The sequence below is a fragment of the Paenibacillus sp. Z3-2 genome, from assembly GCF_054161325.1.
In genome coordinates, this window is sequence record NZ_CP096397.1 from 3,547,634 (window position 1) to 3,562,727 (window position 15,094).

Genomic DNA, 15,094 nt, shown 5'->3' on the forward strand with positions numbered 1-15,094 from the left:
CATTACAAAGAAGACACAGGCCAGCAGCCTGTGTCTTCTGATATGCTTAACTTACGGCCAACTTTCTAAGAATTGTGATCGGATATTACTCATCTTTCAGATGTCCCTGATTACATTCTGCGCCCACATGAAGCCGAATACAGCTCGTACCACTCATATCGGGTTAGCTCAACCTTCGTCGCGTCACGACATGCAAGAATACGTTCTGGCCGAATCGAACCAATCACGGGTTGAATGCCTGCCGGATGCTTCATTAACCAAGCCAGTACAATGGATTCGGATGTAACACCACGTTCCATGGCCATTCGATCAACCAATTGAGCCGTATGCTCAATCTCCGGCCGTTGACCCTCGACGACCCTGCCAGTAAATCTCCCTTGAGCAAGTGGACCCCAAGCTTGCAGTTGAATATGCTCTGCCTGACAATATTCCATCGTGCCATAAGGGAATACGTTGTCTCTGGCTTGAGGTCGATTCACCGTCACTCCAGCTTCTACGAATCCGTTTTTGTCCAAACTCATCTCCAACTGATTCACAATCAGAGGTACTCTACTATGGAGCTGAAGAAGGCGAATCTGTTCAGAACCCATGTTGGACACACCAAAATGACGCACTTTACCGGATTGATGAAGTTCAGCCAGTGCTTCCCCAATCTCTTGCGGATGCGCGAGCGGATCAGGACGGTGTAACAGCAAAATATCCAGATAATCGATGCCGAGCCGTTCCAGGATACCGTCCACACTCGCCAGGATATGTGCACCTGAGGTGTCATAACGCTGCGGTCCTTCATCATCACCCACAAGACGTATACCACACTTCGACTGTATAATGATCTGTTCCCGCAAACCTGGAGTTTCGGATAAAACACGACCCAATACATGCTCTGCCTTACCACGTGTGTAAATATCCGCCAGGTCAAAGTGATTAATACCTATTTCGATCGCTGCTTCTACCGCCCGGTGACCCTCCGTCACAAGATCTGAAGTTATGGGCAGGCCGTCCCATTCACCCCCAAACCGCATACAGCCAAGAACAATTCGACTTGCCGGAATCTGGTGATAATGCAAGGGAAGTTGTGCGTAAGACATGTCCGTATTCACCTCGTTTTCATAGATACGTATTGAATATATAAAGGGTGCAGGTCATATAAAGCCATATGAGAGGAGATTTCACATTTGAATACGAATGAAACCAATGAAACCTCAACGTCCGCTTTTTTTACCGCAGATTTTACACGTAATCCTTATCCGGTATATGAAAAATTAAGAAAAGAGGACCCCGTCTTCAGAGTCATGTTTCCGCATGGAGAGTTCGGCTGGATCATTACTCGGTATGAAGACGCTGTCCAGGTTTTGAAAGATCAACGCTTCAGCAAAGACATGGTCCGACGTTACGGCCCTGACAATCAAAGCATTTTCTCCAATAATATGTTGTTCCCCGATCCGCCGGATCATCGCCGTCTGCGCGGACTTGTGCAGAAAGCATTCACACCCAAGCTGGTCGCAGAAATGCGAAGCCATATTCAGGACATTGCGGATGATCTGCTGGACAACCTTCCGTCACAGGAAAAAATGAATCTGATTGATGACTTTGCCTTCCCGCTACCCATCATTGTCATTAGTGAAATACTGGGAGTCCCTTATGAGGATCGTGACAAATTCCGAATGTGGTCCAATACGGTAATCGATGCTTCCACAGCCGAGAGCGCAGAGTTGTTTGAGCAGCATGCCAAGGAGTTTACGGATTACCTGACGGCCTGGTTCGAAAAAGTACGCAAAAATCCCGGCACTGATCTGATCAGTCAGCCCGTCATTGCAGAAGAATCCGGGCAGCAGTTGACTGAACAAGAACTCCTTGGCGTTGTCTCCTTATTAATTATTGCCGGTCATGAAACGACGGTTAATCTCATTGGCAATGGAATTCTTGCTCTGCTGGAGCACCCTGAGCAACGTGAGTTGCTCATCAACCAGCCTGAGCTTATTCATAACGCTATTGAGGAGATGCTGCGATACAATGGACCGGTGGAGTTCAGTACATCTCGATGGGCTCTGGAAGATATCGAATTCCGTGGACAGCATATTGCTCAGGGTGAACTTGTCATCGTTGCGCTTGATTCGGCTAATCGGGACGAACAGCAGTTTAAGGATGCTGATGTCTTTGACATTACCCGCGAGAAGAGTTCGCATCTGGCCTTTGGCAAAGGCATTCATCTCTGCCTGGGAGCACCACTTGCACGTCTAGAAGGTGAGATTGCCGTCAGCACGCTTCTGAATCGTTTTCCAAATATGCAGCTACAGGCTGACGTGAATGAACTCGAATGGAGACCCGGCATGATTGTTCGTGGTGTCAAGGAGATCCCCATCCAACTTAAATAATAGCTATGAATAATTGAAAGTGAGGCAACTTATATCATGGAAATGAACACCTTGGTATGGATCGTTTTTTTGCTTCTGACCCTTGTGTTACTATTCAGAGTCACCAGCCTGCAACGCCAATTGAATGAATTGAAAAGAGATGTCGAACGTCTGGAGAACGGCTCAACCGCAAGCGCACGCTCCGACTTCAATTACACCTTGTCGCCGAAGGAAGCATCCCCTTCCCACACAAGCCAACCAGCCCCAACGGATCTGGATCAGGAGCTGCTTGCACTTATACAACAAGGGAAAATAATTATGGCGATCAAACGACTACGCGAAGCCAAAGGTCTTTCGTTGAAGGAAGCCAAAGACTATGTTGATTCCCTGGATCGGTAATATACAACCCACATAACTTCTCGGGGGAAGTTATTCCAGACTTTCGGCTGTTAAACCAGAAGAAAGGTGGAACCTTCACCGAGAGTTTACTTTTCTAACGACATATGATACTGTTATTTCAATATTACTAGAAATAAGAAATAAAGACGAAAGGACAGAACATGATGCAACCACACTCGAATGAACTTGAACAAGTCGTCAAAATTCATAAAGCACTGGGTGAGCAAACACGCTACAAAATCATTCAGATTCTATCGGGTGAGAGCAACCTTTGTCCTGCCGACCTGGAGAGCCGCCTTGTTACGGTTGCCCTATCGACTCTGTCTCATCACCTGAAACAGCTGTCCGATTGCGGCCTGCTCACATCGCAGAAGAAAGGTACCTATATCTACTACAGCCTGAACACAGAGACCGCACAAAAGTTTGTTCCCTATTTGCTAAATAAATAAAAAAATTTGAGTTATATTTCTATATAATTAGAAATATTGAAACAGCACTCAACATTTATTGATAGAACTAGTTCACATAAGTTTACGCTTATACCAATATTCATTATCGGTTGTAACATCACTGTTTGCAGATCGGTTGCATTCACAGTATACATGTCTTGTTCTCTTGTCTTTATTTCTATATTTCTAAAAATATAATAATTATAATCAGAAAGAGGTTATGTTTCCATGTCTTCTACGCTCAAAATCTATGTTCTTGCCTTGGTCAGCTTCCTTGTAGGAACGTCCGAATATGTCATTGCCGGCATTTTGGATCGCATTGCAGATACTATGGACATCTCTTTAATCGCTGCCGGACAGCTCATTACAATTTTTTCACTCGTATATGCGCTGGGTACACCTATCATTATTGCATTGACTTCACGCTGGGACCGTCGCAAGCTGTTGCTATACTTCCTCGGTCTATTCGTTGGGGCTAATGTTCTTGCTTATCTGTTGCCGGGCTATGGACTGTTCGTCGCAGCACGAGTGTTAATGGCTTTGGGGGCGGGCGTTGTTGTTGTCACGGCATTAACGGTCGCTTCCCAAATAGCAGCGGAGGGCAAACAAGCAAGTGCAATCGCCACAGTAATCACTGGATTTACGGCTTCTTTGATCGTTGGCGTTCCGCTCGGAAGGCTTGTGGCTGCATCTTGGGATTGGAAGCTTGTTTTTGCCGGTATCGCCGTTCTTGGTGTTCTCGCCATGCTGGTTATCGCGGCCGCCATTCCGCCTTCCAAAGCAGAAGCTCCTGTTCCGCTGAAGAAACAACTCTCTTTGCTCAAACAGCCACGAATTGTATTGGCACTGCTGGTGACCTTTTTCTGGTTAGGTGGTTATTCCATAGCCTACACGTATATCTCACCTTATCTCGTAACCGTTTCAGGAATGAGCGAAGCAATACTCAGTTCAGCTTTACTCGCATTTGGCATAGCAAGCCTGATCGGTTCGAAAATTGGAGGATTCAGTGCTGACAGATTGGGTGTCAAAAGAACGCTGATCACAGGCATGACATTGCATATCGTGAGTCTGGTCCTGCTGAATATAACGGCAAGTTCTCATCTCGCTATCTTCCTTGTTCTAATTTTGTGGTCTTTTGCCGCATGGTCTTCGGGTCCAACTCAGCAATATAATCTGGTTACCATGGCTCCGGAATCCTCGGGCATTATGCTAAGTCTGAACAGTTCGGTGATGCAATTAGCCATGGCTGCCGGAGCAGGTATTGGGGGGATCGCAGTCAGCAGCATATCATTATCATCCATCACCTGGATTGGGGCTTTCGGAGTCGTTGTTGCCGTCATCATTGTTATAAGCTCGTATCGTTCAGCATCTGCTAAAAGTACACAAACCGATACATCACACAACTCTGCCTGATATGTAATTCGTAGTACAAAGACAAACCAAAAAGAGAGACCACTATATGCATACAGTGGTCTCTCTTTAACCATTTTAACGGGTATTGCCGAGCTGCTGAACTCTTATTGGGCCGTAACTGCACCATCGATCGGATATACTGCACCATTAATATATGGCGCTTCATCTCCCAGAAGGAAGGAAACGAGGTTCGCAATCTCTTCCGGTCTGCCTAGACGTCCAGAAGGAATGCTGTCAACAGTTGCCTTGAACACTTCAGGATTGTCTTTACCAAACTGAACGACCATCGGTGTCTCAATTGTACCTGGCGCAATCGCATTCACACGAATATTGTCCTTGCCATATTCAATCGCAGCTGTACGGGTCAAGCCGACCACGCCATGTTTGGTTGCTGCGTATGGTGCAACCGCGGGTACACCAACAATACCGGCTGTGGAAGCTGTGTTCAGAATAGAACCTCCGCCGGTTTTGAGCATTTCCGTAATCACGTACTTCAACCCGTAAAACACACTTCTCAGGTTGATATCAATAATCTGGTCAAACTGCTCAATCGTATGTTCGATCAACTTGATTCCAGGACCCGCAATCCCTGCATTATTAAAGAACATGTCGATTCGTCCGAACTCTTCGACTGCTTTTTTCACATAATTCTCAACTTCAGGTGCTTTACTCACATCTGCTTGTACAAAAATCGCTTTACTTCCCAGCTTTTCAATCTGCTTAACCGTTTCAAGACCTGTCTCTTCGACAAGATCCACGACAACAATGGATGCGCCCTTCTCAGCCAGCTTCAGCGCTGCTGCTTGGCCCAATCCACTTCCTGCTCCAGTGATAATGGCTACTTTTCCTGCGTGACTCATGTTGATCTCCTCCATGTGTGTGTGTCATCTTGTGATTGGATCGATGAATACGATATGAAACGTTAGTACATGTAATAATGCAATATGTAAGTCAAAAATGTCATAAAACCTTCCTGACTTTACCTATTCTAATAGACTTTCGACATAAAAACAATTCATATAGTATGGATTCATACTATATCAATGATCCACCCCGAATCCCCTCCATGCCCATGGCTTGAGCAACCATCGCAAGGTTGGGGTTCACAAGCTCCGTTCCAGATTCCAGGAATCCTGCCGCCTTCATCTCCAGTGCTCCATAAGTATGCAAGGCTTCTATGGTCGCTTTCACATCTCCGCACACGCCGTAATCAAGCTTCGACCGGCGACCCAGATGGGAAGACTGAATGTCGACCTGACGGAGCACTTAAATCGTAATTTCAGTGTTAGAAAATGCCAAAAAATCCGCTTGTCGAATGACAAACGGATTTTTTATGCTAGATTTATTCGTATTTCATGTGGATTCACGAATCTCAAAGAGTAACTAGATGGCAGGCATCACATTGCCGCCACTTACCGGGATATAGGCACCCGTGATAAATGAGGACAGGTCCGAGGCAAGAAAAGCCACCGCATTGGCGATTTCCTGATCTTCACCCCTGCGCTTCAGCGGCACGGTACGCGTATATGCCTCATCATGTCCAGGTTCACTGGAACGATCACGTTCACTAATTGTCCATCCAGGTGCAACCTGGTTTACGGTAATCTGATACTCGCCAACCTCCTTGGCAAGCACGCGATATACGCCATCCATTCCACGCTTACCAGCGGTGTAGGCCGACTGGTGAGCAAAATTTTGCATCGCACATTCTGTGTTGATGCCAATGAAGCGACCTGCTTTGACCGATTGCATATGCGGAATGAAAGCTTTGGCAAGATACACACTCTGCATGACACATGATTCGAACTGGCTCAAGTAATCTTCAGGAGATTGCTCCAACACCGTGGTCCATTCATACTGAATGACTGCATTGGCAACAACAATATCCACTCCGCCGAGAACAGCCTGGATCTCATCACGCATCCGGAATGCCGTGTCTTGCTTCGTAATGTCTCCCTGTACAATGACAGCCTGACGCCCCAGTGCCTCAATCTCACCTTGAAGCTCCCGTGCTTTCGTATCATTATTTATATAATGTAGGGCCAGATTGGCGCCACAGGCTGCCAACGTGCGGGCGATGACTCTCCCCAGTTGTCCGGTTGCGCCTGTAACAAGAGCCGTTTTTCCTGTGAGATCCAATTGCATAACAACGAAAACCTCCTTGAATTCATTTTTACCGAAAACGATTTCGTGAAGTGTTATAATTTTCATCAAATCAACTTCATTCAGAGAGATATACAGCATTGTTCAATGCTGTATATTGTATATGGCAGTTCAGCTTTATTTCAATATGTGTGGGGATTATTGATGATTATGTTGAATGAGATCAATTTCCTGGAAGCGACTGACTTCCTTTTCCCAACGCTCTTCTACATATTGACGGTGAACCGGGTGATTGTTGTATGCATCATACGCAGCCTGGTCCGCAAAGACCATGGAGAAGCTGTAGTCAAACTCATTCTTCTCACTTACCTGTCTCAGGACCTGAAACTGCTCTACCCCAGGAATGACTGCAAGTGCATCTGAACTTTCCTTCAAAAAGGCTTCCGCCTCCGGTGTATCTTTACCAGCGTAAAGTGTAAACGTTACCATATGTGTGATGCTACTCATCTCTACTTCCTCCTCCAATATGTTCTAACTCTGTTTTCTAGTGTACATCCGATTGTGTTGTAAGCGCAATAATTGGTTGAATTAATTTTTAATGAAAATAGATAATTCTATATAAATTGAACTTAAGAATATTTACACTGCACACTCCGATGACAGAACAACCTTCCGATCGCTGTTATCCCCAGATTTTTTGATTCCTTCTATAAAGGGTAAATCCGGGGATAAAGGCGAACGCTCCGCTTCTTCAGGTTCTTTCTCTCCTCTCCGTTTTGTGTAAATGTTTAGTTCAATTTATATAGTTACAAATATTAATTAAAACTCACAAGGGTTTCCCCTAGAAGTATATGTACACAAAAAAACCTCAGGACGAATCCCGAGGTTTTCTTGTAATGTATGGACAAACTATTTGTTGATGTTGTATTTACGGTTAAATTTATCAACACGGCCACCGATATCCACGTTTCTTTGTTTACCAGTGAAGAACGGGTGGGATGCGGAACTAGTGTCCACACGGATTACTGGGTAAGAGTTACCGTCTTCCCATTCCATAGTTTCGTTAGAGAACTTCGTGGAAGAACTCAGGAATTTGAAATCAGCACTTGCATCGTAAAAAATTACGAGTTGTGTCTTTGGATGGATGTCAACTTTTGGCATAATCTATTTACACTCCTTTAATATGGGTACTTCTTTAGAATCAAACTAAATTTTATTATACTCTTTTTTTGTACAAAGTACCAGCAGGATTTGAGGAATAGCTAAAAAAAATATGATTTCTATTGATTTTGCACCTAATCAGGTTTACGCCGTCCCTTTCTCCAGTACATTCAGCATGTACTCCAAAGCCTCCAGTTCATCCCTGCCTCTTGTCTGCAATCTGACAACACTACCATATCGAATGGGGAGTAACGCCATCCCTAACAGGCTTTTGACATCAACTCGATGTTCATGCTCAGACTCCATATACGACAAGATAATATCCGAGGTAAAACGTGATGCTTGAGAAGATACCGACATCAGATCATCCCGATGAAAATCAGCGTGAATCATAAATTCATGTACTCTCACGACCTTCAGTTCCTTTCGCTAAGTACTTATTCACCTATATGGTGTGTATCATTTTATATATTAAAATCATCATGAATTATACCATGTTTTGGGAGCTTGTCTATTCCTTTATTTTGCAAAAAAGAACAAAAAAGAGTCCTGAAATTCAGGACTCTTTCAGTACGAGCTTATATCCCGTTCGGATATACCATGACCTTCAGGCTGCCGCTCTTATTGTGTAATGCACGTTCCATCGCCTGCTGTGTCTCTTCCAGTGAATAACGATCTGTAATCAGAGACATCACGTCATGTTGGCCAGAGCTCAAGAATTCAATCCCTGCAGGATACGTGTTGGCATATCGGAATATCCCATAGATATCAACTTCATTGTCTGCGATAAATGGAACATTCAGTGCAATCTCGTCCTGCGCAGGCAGGCCCACAATAGCAAGCCTGCCTCCACGCCGAAGTGAATACAGAGCCGTTTGCAACGCCTTCGGGTTCCCGGCAGTTTCCCATGCGGTATCCACACCGACACCACGGGTTAACTCACGAATCACGGCCAGCGCATCTTCATTCCGTACGTTAATGGTATGGGTGGCACCCATACGGCGAGCCGCTTCCAACCGTACTTCCTCCAGATCCGTAACAAAGATCTTCTCAACGCCGAATGATTTTGCAGCCGCAACAGCCATCAGTCCAACGGGCCCCATCCCCATAATCGCAAGCGTCGTACCCGGAGCCAGCTTGCTCCGGTGAGCCGCATGAATCCCAACGGAGAATGGCTCATTCATGGCCGCTTCCTCATAGGACAGATGGTCGGGAATCGGGAATACCATATCTTCGCGCATCGTCATGTATTGTACAAATGCCCCGTCCACCGGAGGGGTCGCCAGAAACTGTACATCCGGACACAGGTTATAGCGACCTTCCTTGCATGCTGTGCAACGTCCACAGGTGACTCCAGGCTCAATGGCCACCCGATCTCCTATTTTCAGACGGGATACTTTCTCGCCAACTGCAGCAATCATCCCCGCACACTCGTGTCCCAGGATGATCGGTTTCTCCACCACGAACCTGCCGATGCGCCCATGTTTAAAATAATGCACATCCGATCCGCACACGCCTACGGCCATCACCTGAATAAGAACCTCATCCGCAGCCGGTTTAGGAACAGCTTGTTCCTCAATAATGATGTGTCCTGGCTCTGTCATGACAGCAGCCTTCATGGTCTTGGGCAGTTGATGTTGTCCCATACGCATTCTCCTCCTCAGGTATGTCCATGCTGTCTATTTTACATCAAAGAAAACAAGGTATGTTCTTTCTTCACATCACCAATCAATAGATTGTTCGTCCCTGTTCATCCGCAATTCCGCTCTTGCGGTAGAAGTACGTATTGATCATATCCCGCCATTCCTTCGCATGTTCGGCCTGATGGTCCTGTAATGAAGCAACTTTGCTGAAGATAACGGGGTCCACTTTTCCCTCCAGCTGTCTCCACGTCTCCGCTAACGCCTCTGCCTGCGCAGCGCCTTCAAAGTGTGTATCATAAATATGCTGAATGACTGTCTTACCCGAATGCAGAACATGGGTGTACGGCACGTGATGGAAAAACAAGATCAACTCATCCGGACAGGTATCCAAGGACTCATAACGTTCAGCATTCTCAGGATGATACTGCGAGGTATACCCTGTGCCGCTCTTCACCGTTCGATCTACACCAATGCCGTGACAATCGGCAAAGTGATACGTACCCCATTTGGAGTACTCATACCCATCTACATTCGGCCCATAATGATGCTCCGGATTAACCATCCAGCCTACACCGAGAGGTGCCGTATAATTTTCATAGATACCTAGTGAATTCAAAAGCATATCCGTAATCTGCTGCACGACTTCGTCCTCATGTCCAAATGTCAGTCTGACCCACTCATCCGCAATCTCTTCCGCCGACAGCTCCGGATTCCACGCAAGTCTTCCGTATCCATACAAATTAGCCTGTGCAAGTGGATGTCCTGTCCAACAGGCATCTGCGCCGATATTGGATACTGCTGCAAAGCCACTATAAGGTCGATTATAAAGAGAACCATTCGCGATTCGTTTGATCTCTGAGCCTTTACCTTTGGCGTACGTGTCAAAGTCCAGCACTTCTTTCCATTGGGGAACCAGATAACACAGATGACGCTGCTGCCCGGTATACTCCTGGGTAATCTGGAACTCAATCACCTGATTCGTATTCTCCATGGCGCCGAACAGCGGGGATACTGCTTCCCTCACCTGAAAATCCATCGGTCCGTTCTTGATCTGTAAAATGACATTGTCGGCAAAACGCCCATCCAGTGGCGTAAAGTGGTCATAGGCTGCCCGTGCACGGTCTGTGGAACGATCCCGCCAGTCCTGCTTGCAGTTATATACGAAGCAACGCCAGATGACCAATCCACCAAAGGGACGAAGGGCTTCAGCAAGCATGTTCGCACCATCGGCATGATCACGGTTATACGTGAATGGTCCCGGACGATTCTCGGAGTCTGCCTTGATCAGGTAACCGCCAAAATCCGGAATCGCTGCGTACACCTTGGCCGTTTGAATGTTCCACCATTCCCGTGCCTGCGCATCCAGCGGATCAGCCGTATGCAATCCACCAATCTCGATTGGACTTGCGTAGTTGGCGCTCAGGAAGAGCCGAATGCCATAGGCTCTGAATTCAGCGGCAACCTTCGCAACATCACCCAAGTAACGTTCTGTCAGGAACAGGCTCTCACGCCGATGAACGTTAACGTTGTTGATCGATATGGCATTGATGCTCGTTGAAGCGAGTAAACGTGCGTAATCCCGGATGCGTTCCAAGTCCAGCGTGAATTCGCCGTTATCATAGAAAATGGAATCTCCTGCGTAACCACGCTCAATACTACCGTCCACGTTATCCCACTGATTAATCATCCGTAGCGCATTGGTTGGCTGCTCGGTAATAAAACTCCACTTGTCCACAGCTTCATCCGTTACGCTTGCACTTTCCTGATCAAGTGTCATCTCTCGAAGCAAATGAAATGCACCATACAGCACACCTTGGGGGGTCTCTGATCCAATGACAAGTACACCTTCTGCCTCGTCCTTGCGAATGATATACCCTTCCCCTTGCACTGCAGAACGCTCGGTTTCGCTAAACGCTTCCGCCACAGAATCACTTCCAGCCCAAGTTCCGATCCGTATTGCTGGAGCATGCTCATCTCGCTCACTAGCCTGAGAAGCAACCTGCTGACTGACCGTTGGTTTCACACCATACAACTTCTCCAATCCCTGTGAAAGTTCGGTCAGAGCTGTCGTAATGATCTGATGGTTTTCTTCGGCCAAAATCAGCCTGCTCCAGAGCGGAGCCGTCTTCTTGGCAAACCCATTCGCTCCTGACAATGTGGAGTGGTATCCCAGCCATGCATCGTATTGTGGACCTGACAGACCAGACCGAACGACGGATTGGCTCATTGTACCGCCTCCTTACTGGCATAGATCTGCGCTAGGCGATTGCCTTTGCCTTCAAGCAACCATAGGATGGATGTTACACCACGCGGATAGTACTTGCTACCAACCGCTACACCAGACAGGATCTGGTCACTCCAGCACCAGTAGGATTCCTCCGGATGCAGCAGCCAGTTGACATGAGCGGCGTCTGCTGCCTTCCCAGTCTCATCCCACTCCACACCCAGCAGTTCTCTGGTGATAAATTGGGACAGATAGATTTTGCTCAGCCACGAGTTATTGCTTGTCGAGGACAGTTTCCATCCTCCATCTTCGAACAAACAAGTTCCGGGTACAAGAACCGTCTTCAGATGGGTTTGGAGTGCCTTCAAGTAAGGTCCAAAACGTCCGTTGATATCCAGCGCTGCTTCACAGCCAGTAAAGTAAGGGAATACAAGACCTTCAATCGCCGGAATGATCCGAGAATCATTATTTTCCGCGATTACAGCCGGAATGTAGCCACCATCTGTCATCTGTGCAGCGATACTGGCAGCACATCGATCTGCTTGACGCCCTGCCTGATGGGACAGATCAGCCAGCTTCTCAGCAGCGAACAGCTTCTCCGATGCAACGTAGACCGCCCAGCACTTCCCGGCCAGATAGATGTTGTTTCGAGACTGACCCAGTGATACATCCAGGCTATCGTAGGTTGTAATCTCTGCCCCACCTTGTGTGCGGCTGCTATCCAGGCCCATCAGGCCGTTACGCTGATCTGCGTCGGGATGGTCCCGATTAAGCATACTTTCGAAGCAATCCTGAATAACAGGTAACATGTCTTTTACAAAAGCCTGATCCTGTGTCTGTTCAATGTACATCGTCGCGCAGCAGAGCCAGTTTACCAGTTCCTCGTGGCTCATTTGTGAGAAACAGTCATCAATGCCAACTAGCTCATATGCCGAGTGTCCGGGACGTGAGAATACATTGGCCACACCGATATCATGGGTAAAGGTAATCCCGCCCGGATATAACTTCTCTTCCCCCGGGAAACGTACCTGGTCCGTATAACTGTACCGTTTTACAAACCACTCCAGCTCGTTCCGCACCGTCCAGGGATTCAATGCAAGCTCGAAATATAGCTGATCTGCTGTCAGATCAAGTGTGTTCATCATCCGATACTCCCCTTCATTCACTACCCAGAGTGGCTCTCCATCGGCTTCCAGCAGTTGAGTGCTGGCATAATAGCTGTGAATGGAATGAGCAAGCATGAATGATTGATCTTCTGTCAGCGCAGCTGTCCCAAGGCGTTGTTCAACCTCTACACAGGAAGCGGTCAGCTCACTGAAACGTTGCAGTGCATACTCTCCTGCCGCCTGGATGTCTGCAAAATACCGCGTATACCAATACGTCGTATCCATTCCAGTCGTCACAATACCCCCACGATAGAAACATACTGCGAATTGATATGTGCGTTTCTCTCCGGCAGGTACCTCCATCAGTAATGCTGCAGTTCCGCCAAGTCCAAAAGCAAGATTCTCCCGATGTTTCTCCTGTAACAGCTTCTCCAACGTAAACCCGCGCGCAGGCCACAGTCCGTCATCTGCCGACATAATGGCTGTTAGCCGACCTTGTCCAACACCTGTGATGGAGCCACCTTCCGGTCCTCCAATCAGACGCATCGCAGAATACGGATCATTGCCCTGATAGCCAAAGTAGGCTTTCCGTGGTTGTTGACCTTGCGTGTTGTCAATCGTCATCTCTACCAGTACGGCAGGTACGAGTGCATCCATTAAGGCTTCACGATCTCCACTCGTTGGATCTGGTACGGGTCGTACAGGCGAATAGATGCGGAACGTCAGATCTCCCGCAGTCCACGTATCCGTTCCCGAGGTGAACTCGCGAGTAATCTCTTCATCGCGAAAAGCAGAAATAAGAGGTTGTTGAGCTTTTGTCTGTGTCGTGGGCGGAGCCGTGTCCCCATTCTCCAATTTCTCTACATCATAACGGCTGCTCTCATCTTCCGTAGCTTCATAAAAAGGAAGCGCCTGATAATTCTCTCCATCGCGAGACTGTAATCCAATATATACGTTCTGGTCTGCCGGCTTGCCGAGTTCCAGACCCAGCCCGCCCTTGGCGCCTTTGTATCCAAGTGTGAAACTGGCAAAAGCACCGATCGGTGCATGATGTGCATTATAAAAGATGGATTTGGATGTATTCATGAATCATAACCCCTCTCAGAATGGTAAGCATACGTTTTCATTAGCCCCATCCTACCACGTGGTTTCACCCCAGGCCATGATCAAATCAATCTGATATTTACCCAAATCAAGCTGATAGACTATAATGAATTAAAGCGGTTACAAAAAACGTTTTATAATTGACCTCATAAGTTAACCCAGCATTTCATTAGTTATAAGGGGGATCTTCCATGTCTTCAACTTACTTGCCTCCCGCTTTGGGAGAAAGTGTACATGAAGTTTTTTACCCAGATGTGCAAACGACGGTCAATCTATTCGCCATTCATCTGAGAAGTGTTGGCACGGACTGGGATTATCCAGCGCATGAGCACCCTCAATATGAATTGAATTATGTCACCGAAGGCGAGCAACGCATGATGGTGAACGGTACCCTGTATATTCAAAAGGCTGGCGAGCTGCTCCTGATTCCTCCGGGAAGCATTCATTCCAGCCAGAGCCATAACGGCAAAGGATTCACCTATTTTTGCATGCATTTTGACATTGATGATCAGTTGTTCCTATCTTTGCTTGCGCGCCTCAAACAAGTACGATTCAGTGCAGATAGTCCGGTTACGCAGCAAATCGAGCCAGTTTTGCGCAAATTGATGTCATCTGCGGATGATGAAGTAGCAAGTACAATGGTGCAGCGCATGCAGTTGCAATCTGCGGTGTTTGAACTATTCGGCCATCTATGGGAGGCGGTCTCTCAGGAGGCAGCACAATGGTTTACCGACGGATACGAGAAGGTCGAACTCGCACATCAGATTCGCAATCGATTGCAAGGTCTGATGAGTCAGCAATTCAAACAGGGACATGAGTCCGACAGCCATTATGGCATTGATGATATTGCAGCAGAGCTGGGCATCAGTTCTTCTCACTGTAATCGCGTCTTTAAACAGGTATTTGGTCAGTCACCTCGCGCGGTGTTATCCCAGTTGGTTCTGCATGAAGCAAAGATTCTCCTGGGTAATCCGAAGCTGTCCGTTCAGAATATTGCGGTCATGCTTGGGTACAAGGACATTGCCCACTTCAGTCGTCAATTCAAGCGCTGGTCCGGCATGTCGCCATCCCGTTACCGACAGGAACAGCCTGCTCCGGAATGAAATCCAGTAGCAGACTGTTTCCCGTTCTTATTTTC

At 47.1% G+C, this 15,094-nt stretch carries 15 protein-coding genes; 5 read left to right on the plus strand and 10 right to left on the minus strand.

All coding sequences use genetic code 11. From position 1 onward, the window contains the following. Positions 1 to 110: 110 nt before the first annotated feature. The gene (locus tag M1D71_RS15835) at positions 111 to 1,088 is read right to left on the minus strand and encodes an aldo/keto reductase (protein WP_458122742.1); all 978 of its coding nucleotides are present in this window, start codon (positions 1,086 to 1,088) and stop codon (positions 111 to 113) included. 87 nt (positions 1,089 to 1,175) lie between these two features. On the opposite strand from M1D71_RS15835, the gene M1D71_RS15840 reads away from it, so the two are divergent. The 4 genes from M1D71_RS15840 to M1D71_RS15855 all read left to right on the plus strand — a co-directional run bounded on the left by M1D71_RS15840 (position 1,176) and on the right by M1D71_RS15855 (position 4,615). After that, complete coding sequence (locus M1D71_RS15840) at positions 1,176 to 2,375, plus strand: cytochrome P450 family protein (RefSeq protein WP_458122743.1); 1,200 nt, start codon at positions 1,176 to 1,178, stop codon at positions 2,373 to 2,375. 36 nt (positions 2,376 to 2,411) lie between these two features. Beyond that, on the plus strand, positions 2,412 to 2,753 hold the full coding sequence (locus M1D71_RS15845; RefSeq protein WP_458122744.1) for a hypothetical protein: 342 nt from the start codon (positions 2,412 to 2,414) through the stop codon (positions 2,751 to 2,753). Positions 2,754 to 2,917: 164 nt separating this feature from the next. Further along, the gene (locus tag M1D71_RS15850; RefSeq protein ID WP_458127266.1) at positions 2,918 to 3,202 is read left to right on the plus strand and encodes an ArsR/SmtB family transcription factor; all 285 of its coding nucleotides are present in this window, start codon (positions 2,918 to 2,920) and stop codon (positions 3,200 to 3,202) included. 228 nt (positions 3,203 to 3,430) lie between these two features. Then, positions 3,431 to 4,615: an MFS transporter gene (locus tag M1D71_RS15855; RefSeq protein ID WP_458122745.1), complete on the plus strand. Its 1,185-nt coding sequence runs from the start codon at positions 3,431 to 3,433 to the stop codon at positions 4,613 to 4,615. Positions 4,616 to 4,719: 104 nt separating this feature from the next. On the opposite strand, the gene M1D71_RS15860 is transcribed toward M1D71_RS15855, so the two are convergent. The 9 genes from M1D71_RS15860 to M1D71_RS15900 form a co-directional block, all read right to left on the minus strand. Then, a complete protein-coding gene (locus tag M1D71_RS15860; RefSeq protein WP_062834752.1) occupies positions 4,720 to 5,475 on the minus strand; it encodes an SDR family NAD(P)-dependent oxidoreductase in 756 nt (251 codons plus the stop codon). Between the two features lie 175 nt (positions 5,476 to 5,650). Continuing rightward, positions 5,651 to 5,881 (minus strand): hypothetical protein, encoded by a 231-nt coding sequence (locus tag M1D71_RS15865; protein WP_458127382.1) that lies wholly within the window; start codon positions 5,879 to 5,881, stop codon positions 5,651 to 5,653. 117 nt (positions 5,882 to 5,998) lie between these two features. Continuing rightward, complete coding sequence (locus M1D71_RS15870) at positions 5,999 to 6,760, minus strand: SDR family NAD(P)-dependent oxidoreductase (protein ID WP_458122746.1); 762 nt, start codon at positions 6,758 to 6,760, stop codon at positions 5,999 to 6,001. A 156-nt stretch (positions 6,761 to 6,916) separates the two neighbouring features. Beyond that, a complete protein-coding gene (locus M1D71_RS15875; protein ID WP_458122747.1) occupies positions 6,917 to 7,225 on the minus strand; it encodes a Dabb family protein in 309 nt (102 codons plus the stop codon). Positions 7,226 to 7,627: 402 nt separating this feature from the next. Next, complete coding sequence (locus M1D71_RS15880) at positions 7,628 to 7,879, minus strand: type B 50S ribosomal protein L31 (RefSeq protein ID WP_062834756.1); 252 nt, start codon at positions 7,877 to 7,879, stop codon at positions 7,628 to 7,630. 144 nt (positions 7,880 to 8,023) lie between these two features. After that, positions 8,024 to 8,290, minus strand: a complete 267-nt coding sequence (locus tag M1D71_RS15885; RefSeq protein ID WP_260871008.1) for an HPr family phosphocarrier protein — start codon at positions 8,288 to 8,290, stop codon at positions 8,024 to 8,026. A gap of 167 nt (positions 8,291 to 8,457) precedes the next feature. Continuing rightward, positions 8,458 to 9,531 (minus strand): NAD(P)-dependent alcohol dehydrogenase, encoded by a 1,074-nt coding sequence (locus tag M1D71_RS15890; RefSeq protein ID WP_458122748.1) that lies wholly within the window; start codon positions 9,529 to 9,531, stop codon positions 8,458 to 8,460. Between the two features lie 76 nt (positions 9,532 to 9,607). After that, positions 9,608 to 11,749 carry an alpha-glucuronidase family glycosyl hydrolase gene (locus M1D71_RS15895; protein ID WP_458122749.1) on the minus strand — a complete coding sequence of 714 codons (2,142 nt, stop codon included), beginning with the start codon at positions 11,747 to 11,749 and terminating at the stop codon, positions 9,608 to 9,610. Further along, positions 11,746 to 13,938, minus strand: a complete 2,193-nt coding sequence (locus tag M1D71_RS15900; RefSeq protein ID WP_458122750.1) for a glycoside hydrolase family 52 protein — start codon at positions 13,936 to 13,938, stop codon at positions 11,746 to 11,748. Before M1D71_RS15900 ends, M1D71_RS15895 begins: the two co-directional genes overlap by 4 nt. 209 nt (positions 13,939 to 14,147) lie before the next feature. Here M1D71_RS15900 and M1D71_RS15905 point away from each other — a divergent pair, with 209 nt between their 5' ends. Further along, entirely contained in the window at positions 14,148 to 15,059 is a 912-nt protein-coding gene (locus M1D71_RS15905; RefSeq protein ID WP_458122751.1) for an AraC family transcriptional regulator, read from the plus strand. Positions 15,060 to 15,094: the final 35 nt, after the last annotated feature.

What these genes read in the sequence shown, in the direction of transcription:
- M1D71_RS15850 (WP_458127266.1), top strand. Translation starts at nt 2,918, where the DNA reads ATGCAACCACACTCGAATGAACTTGAACAAGTCGTCAAAATTCATAAA.
- M1D71_RS15895 (WP_458122749.1), bottom strand. Translation starts at nt 11,749, where the DNA reads ATGAGCCAATCCGTCGTTCGGTCTGGTCTGTCAGGTCCACAATACGAT.
- M1D71_RS15860 (WP_062834752.1), bottom strand. Translation starts at nt 5,475, where the DNA reads ATGAGTCACGCAGGAAAAGTAGCCATTATCACTGGAGCAGGAAGTGGA.
- M1D71_RS15890 (WP_458122748.1), bottom strand. Translation starts at nt 9,531, where the DNA reads ATGCGTATGGGACAACATCAACTGCCCAAGACCATGAAGGCTGCTGTC.
- M1D71_RS15880 (WP_062834756.1), bottom strand. Translation starts at nt 7,879, where the DNA reads ATGCCAAAAGTTGACATCCATCCAAAGACACAACTCGTAATTTTTTAC.
- M1D71_RS15875 (WP_458122747.1), bottom strand. Translation starts at nt 7,225, where the DNA reads ATGAGTAGCATCACACATATGGTAACGTTTACACTTTACGCTGGTAAA.
- M1D71_RS15870 (WP_458122746.1), bottom strand. Translation starts at nt 6,760, where the DNA reads ATGCAATTGGATCTCACAGGAAAAACGGCTCTTGTTACAGGCGCAACC.
- M1D71_RS15900 (WP_458122750.1), bottom strand. Translation starts at nt 13,938, where the DNA reads ATGAATACATCCAAATCCATCTTTTATAATGCACATCATGCACCGATC.
- M1D71_RS15835 (WP_458122742.1), bottom strand. Translation starts at nt 1,088, where the DNA reads ATGTCTTACGCACAACTTCCCTTGCATTATCACCAGATTCCGGCAAGT.
- M1D71_RS15855 (WP_458122745.1), top strand. Translation starts at nt 3,431, where the DNA reads ATGTCTTCTACGCTCAAAATCTATGTTCTTGCCTTGGTCAGCTTCCTT.
- M1D71_RS15905 (WP_458122751.1), top strand. Translation starts at nt 14,148, where the DNA reads ATGTCTTCAACTTACTTGCCTCCCGCTTTGGGAGAAAGTGTACATGAA.
- M1D71_RS15845 (WP_458122744.1), top strand. Translation starts at nt 2,412, where the DNA reads ATGGAAATGAACACCTTGGTATGGATCGTTTTTTTGCTTCTGACCCTT.